The 6312-nt window shown below is 53.5% G+C and carries 9 protein-coding genes; 3 read left to right on the top strand and 6 right to left on the bottom strand.

All coding sequences use genetic code 11. The features are described from left to right. The first annotated feature begins 63 nt into the window (after positions 1 to 63). The 3 genes from EKM97_RS05025 (at position 64) to EKM97_RS05015 (ending at position 2594) form a co-directional block, all read left to right on the top strand. A complete protein-coding gene (locus EKM97_RS05025) occupies positions 64 to 300 on the top strand; it encodes a DUF2922 domain-containing protein (protein WP_125571191.1) in 237 nt (78 codons plus the stop codon). Between the two features lie 263 nt (positions 301 to 563). Further along, the gene (locus EKM97_RS05020) at positions 564 to 1580 is read left to right on the top strand and encodes an acyltransferase (protein ID WP_125571190.1); all 1017 of its coding nucleotides are present in this window, start codon (positions 564 to 566) and stop codon (positions 1578 to 1580) included. A gap of 96 nt (positions 1581 to 1676) precedes the next feature. Next, positions 1677 to 2594, top strand: a complete 918-nt coding sequence (locus tag EKM97_RS05015; RefSeq protein WP_125571189.1) for a magnesium transporter CorA family protein — start codon at positions 1677 to 1679, stop codon at positions 2592 to 2594. A gap of 89 nt (positions 2595 to 2683) precedes the next feature. On the opposite strand, the gene EKM97_RS05010 is transcribed toward EKM97_RS05015, so the two are convergent. The 6 genes from EKM97_RS05010 to EKM97_RS04985 all read right to left on the bottom strand — a co-directional run bounded on the left by EKM97_RS05010 (position 2684) and on the right by EKM97_RS04985 (position 6312). Further along, entirely contained in the window at positions 2684 to 2896 is a 213-nt protein-coding gene (locus EKM97_RS05010) for a helix-turn-helix domain-containing protein (RefSeq protein WP_125571188.1), read from the bottom strand. Between the two features lie 10 nt (positions 2897 to 2906). After that, on the bottom strand, positions 2907 to 3383 hold the full coding sequence (locus EKM97_RS05005; protein ID WP_164507437.1) for a DUF2975 domain-containing protein: 477 nt from the start codon (positions 3381 to 3383) through the stop codon (positions 2907 to 2909). Between the two features lie 146 nt (positions 3384 to 3529). Next, positions 3530 to 3787: a Txe/YoeB family addiction module toxin gene (locus EKM97_RS05000; RefSeq protein WP_125571193.1), complete on the bottom strand. Its 258-nt coding sequence runs from the start codon at positions 3785 to 3787 to the stop codon at positions 3530 to 3532. After that, entirely contained in the window at positions 3780 to 4049 is a 270-nt protein-coding gene (locus EKM97_RS04995) for a type II toxin-antitoxin system Phd/YefM family antitoxin (RefSeq protein ID WP_125571186.1), read from the bottom strand. Before EKM97_RS04995 ends, EKM97_RS05000 begins: the two co-directional genes overlap by 8 nt. Before the next feature lie 211 nt (positions 4050 to 4260). Beyond that, the gene (locus EKM97_RS04990; RefSeq protein ID WP_125571185.1) at positions 4261 to 5343 is read right to left on the bottom strand and encodes a glycosyltransferase family 4 protein; all 1083 of its coding nucleotides are present in this window, start codon (positions 5341 to 5343) and stop codon (positions 4261 to 4263) included. A 12-nt stretch (positions 5344 to 5355) separates the two neighbouring features. Beyond that, positions 5356 to 6312 (bottom strand): glycosyltransferase, encoded by a 957-nt coding sequence (locus tag EKM97_RS04985; protein WP_125571184.1) that lies wholly within the window; start codon positions 6310 to 6312, stop codon positions 5356 to 5358.

The raw sequence follows: 6312 nt of genomic DNA, 5'->3' as shown, positions 1-6312 counted from the left end.
TGAAACACCAAAGCAGCGCAGTCCCGTGTGAATCATGGGATTGCGCTGCTTTTTTGAAATTCTATGAATAATCCAGGTTCAATTAACTTCAGTTTTAAAACTGGCGATAACAAGTCCAAGACCTTGCGCCTGACCGCCTACGAAGGCGACCTGACCCAGGAAGCTGCCAAGCGTTTCATGCAGGCACTTGTCGACGCCGACCAGTTCTACAACGACAAGCAGGTGAAGCAGTATGCGCTGCCCGTCGCTGCCCGCGCCGTCGACACCGAATCCGAAGACATCTTCGTGAACGAGTTGTAGGCTTTATTGTTCGTCACTTACGTACTTTTATAATTTCCTGAATATGCTGCCGCGGCCCTCAACCCGGTGGTAAAAGAAACACCCCCGCAGGTGGAAGCGCGGGGATGTTTTTGCGTGCATTTCTCAGAATCCGTATCTTCCTTCACCGTTTGTAACGTCCTTGGAACACTCTCGCAACCTCTATTTCTCGTAACAGTTGTAAACTAAATATTAAGGAAGTCTAAACCTGCAGACAATTCAAACATAGTTAGGACGATTACCATATGCACGAACGCAACTACGCCATCGACGTTGCCAAGATAGTCGGCTGTCTTTTGGTAGTAATGAATCATAGTACCGTTGTCATGACGCGTTTTGACGGCAAAGTTAATGCCCCCTGGGTAGCTTCAATTCTCGTATTCTTTGCAGTCAAGATTGGCGTACCCCTTTTTATCCTTGCCACGGGTACTCTGGTTCTAACGCACACTCGTAATTATCGCTACAGCTGGGGGCACGCTGCCAAATTCGGAATACTACTGCTGCTGTGGAGTTACTTCTACTGGCTTCTCAAGACACCTCAGCCCACCTGGTGGCGTCTGGATCAATTCCTTCTTGCTGCTTACCAGCGCCCGCAAGCCGTCCATCTGTGGTATCTCTACATGCTGGTCGCATTCTACTTCATGCTGCCCTTCTTCAGCCGGATGCTGGAGAACTTCCAAAAACGTGACTATCAGTGGTTCATGGCTGGGTGGCTGGTGTTGGGGGCACTGCCACTCACCATCCGGAATTTGAATGGCCCGACACTATCGGGGTGGACACATCTTGAATTGTTCGCTGGCTTCTTGGGCTATTTTGCCTGCGGTCAATATCTGCAGCGCTACCCATTGAAAAAACGTTGGGCAGCCCTGCTATTGCTTACCGGCATTGCCTTTGACGTTGCGGTTACCGTCCTCTATAGCGTTCGGAGCGGACAGGTCTTCATCGGCTTAGACAACGTCATGCTCATCCCCAGCATCATTGCCGCAGTTGGGGCTTATGCACTGCTATTGGATCTGTTTAAGAATAACCATTCTCAAGTACTCGTCCACATCAGCAAACTCACCTTTGGCATCTACCTCATTCACTACGCACTGATGGAACCTGTTCAGCAACTTCCCTTTTTCGCCAACGCACTTGCCATAAAAGATGATTGGTCGCTGTTGCTGATTCAGTTCGGCATTGACCTCGTTGTCTTCTTCAGCGCCATGGTCATTTCGCAAGTGCTGAACTGGATTCCACTCGTGCGGAAGCTGGTCAGCTAAAACAACACGGGCCCGTCAATTAATTTTGGCGGGCCTTGTTTTTGTTATAATAGGATTTATTTAATCCCCCTACAAAAGACATATTCGAGGCCTACTATGGAAAATGTAACAACGATTAACCCGCAGTTTGACTGGCTCACAGTCCGTAAAGACGAACAGGCCAACCAGGCTGAACTCACGACAACCTACGCCATTACCGACGAAATGTACCGTTACGCTACCGACCCCGCTGAACGGGCGCGCGTCGAACGCGACATGGAGGCCAACACCGGACTGATTGTGTTCAACGCGCTCACCGACGACAGTGTCGATTCTGCCACCGCGCCTATTGGCCTACTCATTAAGGACAACCACCTGTTGACCTTCTTCGCACCGGAGACGAACTACCTGGGCGAATACGTGCTGGCCCCGAGCTCCGCACTGCGCATGCCGGCCAAGAGTGACCTACAACCCATGGACGCCGCCATCAGCCTGATGTACCGCGCAACCTCCGCCTACCTGGACCGCATCAACCAGATTGACCAGAAGCGCATCAAGGTCCAGCGCTCGCTCAAGGCCAACCCGCAACACAGCGCCGTGGACGAACTGATGGATCTAGAAACGCGCCTGGTTTACTACCTGAGTTCCCTGCGCGCCAACACTGCGATGCTGCAAGAACTGCAGCGCCTGCCCGTTGTGCCGCTGAACGATGCGCAAAAGGAGCACCTGGATGATATTTTGATTGAATCCAAACAAGGACTGGAGATGGCGCAGATGGCGTCCGACATCGCCGAACGCGTCTCCAGCAGCTACGCCAACCGCCTCGACAGCAACCTGAACAACACGATGAAACTGCTGACGGCTTACTCGGTCATCCTCACCATGCCGTCGATTGTGTCCGGCTTCTTCGGCCAGAACACCGGCGTTCCCTTCCAGAACAGCACTTGGGGCTGGCAGATTTCCATCGGCATCACGGCCATTCTGGGCTACATCGCCTACCGCCTGTTGCGGCGGGCGCACCTGTTTGACCGCTAATTAGTTATCCGACTCCGTGATAAAGAAGAAACCGCCACGCATAGTTTATGTGGCGGTTTTTCTTTGATGATTCTGCGTGCTACGTTTTGCTAGTCTTCATCCGTGTTGACGTACACCAAAATGTCGCCAGGCTGACAATCAAGCGCCGCGCAAATCTGCGCTAAGGTGGAGAAGCGAATTGCCCGCGCCTTCCCGGTCTTAAGAATCGATAAGTTGGCGAGCGTGAGCCCCACTTGTTCGGCGAGTTGCGTCAGAGTCATCTGCCGCGCCTTCAGCAGACTGTCCAAGTTAACCTTAATCATTGCCCGCCCCCTAGACCGTCAAGTCACTATCTTGCTTGTAATCCAGCGCCGCCTGCCATAGTCGTTGCAGAATCGCCAGGAACACCGCAATGACCAGGAGCACCATCATCAGCATGATCATCAGGTAAAACAGTGGCGGAATGTCATCCATGGCTGCCATCACAAAATACTGCGGCCAGCAAACGGCAACACCAATAGCAACGAAGCCGACCGACCACTTCAAGCGCCGCAATAAGTCGACCGCGCGTTGGCTGAACGCCTGTCCCTTATCAATCGTGCGCAGCATTACCCATGCCTGCACGCAGCCATAGGCAAACGCGATTGCCCCGAGGAACATCCCCGCACCCATGAGCGTCGCGGTCCACGGGTTGTGATAATACTTGATGAAGTCGCGAGTGAGCGGCACAAAAATCAAAGTTGCACACAGGGCATCGAATACCAGGCCACCGATTAAGCAAAGATACAGAAACAACGTCCGGATACGCATAGCGCACACCTCGTTTCGATTTGATGACTTGAGTATAGCAGATTGTTTATCGATAAACGATAAATATTTGGTTAAGGCGCAGTGGCGGCATATGTGGTTGGCTGGAAACATAAAAACCGCCTCGCGGGGTGGCGAGACGGTTTTGACTAATAATGGTTGCGACACGATATGATGTACAAGGTATCGCCCGCAACTTCATAAATAATACGATGTTCCTGAGTGATTCGGCGTGACCATTTCCCCTGAAGTTCGTGACGTAACGGTTCGGGTTTACCAATGCCCTCAAACGGATGACGTTCAATATCCCGCAGAAGTCTGTTAATCTGCTTGATTATCCGTTTATCATTTTGATCATGCCAATACATGTAATCAGCCCATGCGGCATCAGTCCAATTCTTATTCATCATCGTAGTCGGTTAGCAATTCGTGCTGTTGAGTCGTACCGGCAGCAATTTGTGCATCACCTTTACGAATCTTATTCATCAACTCAGTGTTACTTAAAATTAGCATTGTTTCCTGCATTGAGTCGTAATCCCGTTTGCTCATCACAACTACAGTGTCTTCTGGATTTTTTGACGTCACCATCAACGTACTGGCATCCTGATTGACTTGCTTCATAAAAGATTTCAAATTCTGACGAAATCCGCTGTACGAAACTGCATCCATGCTAATCACCGTCCCTTTTATCAGCATTGTACAACATGTGGTACGAAATTTCAAAAATACGTCACATTCTTAATTCCGGTAAATGAAGAGAATTTCCCTTTTGAGAACAAAAATGACGTCACCCGCACTAATACTCAATTCCATTAAAAAAAGGCTCACCCTAACTGGTGAGCCGTGGAAACAGTTCAGTTAGTCTTTGCTAACCCACAATTTATTTTCGTACCAGCGCCCCATACTTCTCTTCCAAAAACGCGGTCAGCTTCGCATTCACCTTCGCCGCATCGTAATCCTGCGCAGTTGCCAACGCCCCCGCGGCCAGCTTTGCCCGCTCTTCATCGCTGAGCGCGGCAAAGCGCCTCACACCATCTGCGAGTGAATCAGCACTGTGACGGTCAAACAGCATGCCGTTGACGCCTTCCTTCACGTAAGTGGCGATGCCCCCGAGGTTGGCGCCGAGCACCGGCACCCCGCAAGCCATGGCTTCCAGGCCGACCAGGCCGAGGCTTTCCCCGGTCGCCGTGCCCGCACCAGGGAACACCAGTAGATCGAGCTTGCTGTACTGCCCGAGCAGGTCCTTTTGCGGCAACATCTTGATGCGCGTGACCACCTGCTCAAGGTGCAGATTCTTAATCATCTGTGCGCAATCGGCTTCGGACACGCCACCACCAACCATGGTCACATGCAGATTCGGCATCTGCGGCGCAAGCTTAGCAACCGCCTGCAAAGTGACGTCCCAGCCCTTGTTGGCGTCGATGCGGCTGATGTAGCCGATTTCGAGCTTGCTGGGGTCTTTCTGCACATTTTGCGGCTTGAAGTAAGTCGTGTCGACCCCACCGGATGGTGAAATCACTGCACCACTGTAGCCGTATTTGCGTTCGGACATCTCCTTGAAGGACTGCGACGGCACGATGACCAGGTCGGAATGCTTGATGATTTTGGCCGTGAGGAAGTTCATCTTCTGGGCAAAACTACTCTCGGTCGTCACGTCGGAGCCGTGCAGGTTTGTGATAATCAGCGGCCGGCGTCCCAATGCCCGCGCGACAAGCGTCGGGAAGGCATTATAACTGGCGTAGCTGATGAAGACTACCTGCGTCTTGGGACTCATCACCGCGAAGAATGAGCGGGTAAAATAACTCAGGTAGGCCGCAATTTTGCGCGCCTTACCTACGTGTTTGTAGAGCACGACCTTACGCATCGGCAGCTGCTTATCCAGCGCGTTATAGAGGTTGCGCACGAAGACACCGTAGTTCGGGTACTTAGCGGATGGGTACATGTTGGATAACATCAGAATCATGAGTGGAACCTCCTACTTGCTGGTGAGCTGGGCGTACACGGCGCCGTATGCGCGCGACTGCTTGGCGTAGCGGCGCACCGCACCATCCATTAGGGCGGGCAACACGAGTGCGGCCGCCTTGAACGGGTTGCCGCCCTTGAGCGCCTTCTTACCCGCGGACAGGTTGAGCACGCGCTGCGTAAATTGCGCCCGGCGGTTGGCGTCATCCTGACCATTTTGCTTCAGGTAAGCCGTCAGTTCCGCCACTTCGCCGTCCGCATCTGGGAACTGGCCCGATGCATAGGTGCGCTGCAGGTATTCGGACACCAGGAAGACCTTGTAGCGGTCGCCGGCGGTCATCGAGTTGCCGCGCAGGCGGTAGTGCAGCAGTTGTTCATTGGTCGCACCGATGCGGGCGCCGGCCTGGAGCAGGCGCAGCCATAGGTCGTAATCCTCCGCCGTTGGCAATAGGCGGTAGCCGCCCACCTTGGCGATGACCGCGCGGCGCATCATGATGCTGGGGTGCACGAGCGGCGAGCCCAGCGGCAGCAGCTGCTTGAGCGCGTCTGGGTCCTCGGGAATGTAGTCGTGGCTGCCCGCGGACTGGCCCTCTTCGTCAATGAAGGCGGCGCTAGTGCTGAGCACATCCAGCTGCCGCTCGTCCATCAGTGCCAGCTGCCGCGCAAAACGCGTCGGCACGGCAATATCGTCGGCGTCCATCCGCGCCAGGTACGGCGCATCCCCGGCAGCCATGCTGCGATTAAGGCTAAAGGGCAGACCAGAATTCTGCGCGTTGACCAGCACCTGCACCCGCGGGTCGCTGGCCGCGTAGTCATCGAGGATGGCGTGCAGATTGTCAGCTTGCGGCTGATCGAGCACGATGTTCATCGTAAAGTCAGCTTCAGTCTGCGCCAGAATGGAATCAATCGCGGCGTGCAGCTGCGCGGGCGTTTCGTTGTAGACGGACATGAGGACGTTGATTTTGGGCAT

Origin of the sequence: Lacticaseibacillus songhuajiangensis (assembly GCF_003946025.1) — a bacterium.
Classification (GTDB): Bacteria; Bacillota; Bacilli; order Lactobacillales; family Lactobacillaceae; genus Lacticaseibacillus; species Lacticaseibacillus songhuajiangensis.
Note: the sequence above shows the minus strand (reverse complement) of the source record. Positions and strands in the feature narration are given on the sequence as shown.

Bases quoted from the DNA above. Each gene is read 5' to 3' on its own strand.
- EKM97_RS05025 (WP_125571191.1), top strand. From the start codon at position 64: ATGAATAATCCAGGTTCAATTAACTTCAGTTTTAAAACTGGCGATAAC.
- EKM97_RS05020 (WP_125571190.1), top strand. From the start codon at position 564: ATGCACGAACGCAACTACGCCATCGACGTTGCCAAGATAGTCGGCTGT.
- EKM97_RS05015 (WP_125571189.1), top strand. From the start codon at position 1,677: ATGGAAAATGTAACAACGATTAACCCGCAGTTTGACTGGCTCACAGTC.
- EKM97_RS05010 (WP_125571188.1), bottom strand. From the start codon at position 2,896: ATGATTAAGGTTAACTTGGACAGTCTGCTGAAGGCGCGGCAGATGACT.
- EKM97_RS05005 (WP_164507437.1), bottom strand. From the start codon at position 3,383: ATGCGTATCCGGACGTTGTTTCTGTATCTTTGCTTAATCGGTGGCCTG.
- EKM97_RS05000 (WP_125571193.1), bottom strand. From the start codon at position 3,787: ATGAATAAGAATTGGACTGATGCCGCATGGGCTGATTACATGTATTGG.
- EKM97_RS04995 (WP_125571186.1), bottom strand. From the start codon at position 4,049: ATGGATGCAGTTTCGTACAGCGGATTTCGTCAGAATTTGAAATCTTTT.
- EKM97_RS04990 (WP_125571185.1), bottom strand. From the start codon at position 5,343: ATGATTCTGATGTTATCCAACATGTACCCATCCGCTAAGTACCCGAAC.
- EKM97_RS04985 (WP_125571184.1), bottom strand. From the start codon at position 6,312: ATGCCCAAAATCAACGTCCTCATGTCCGTCTACAACGAAACGCCCGCG.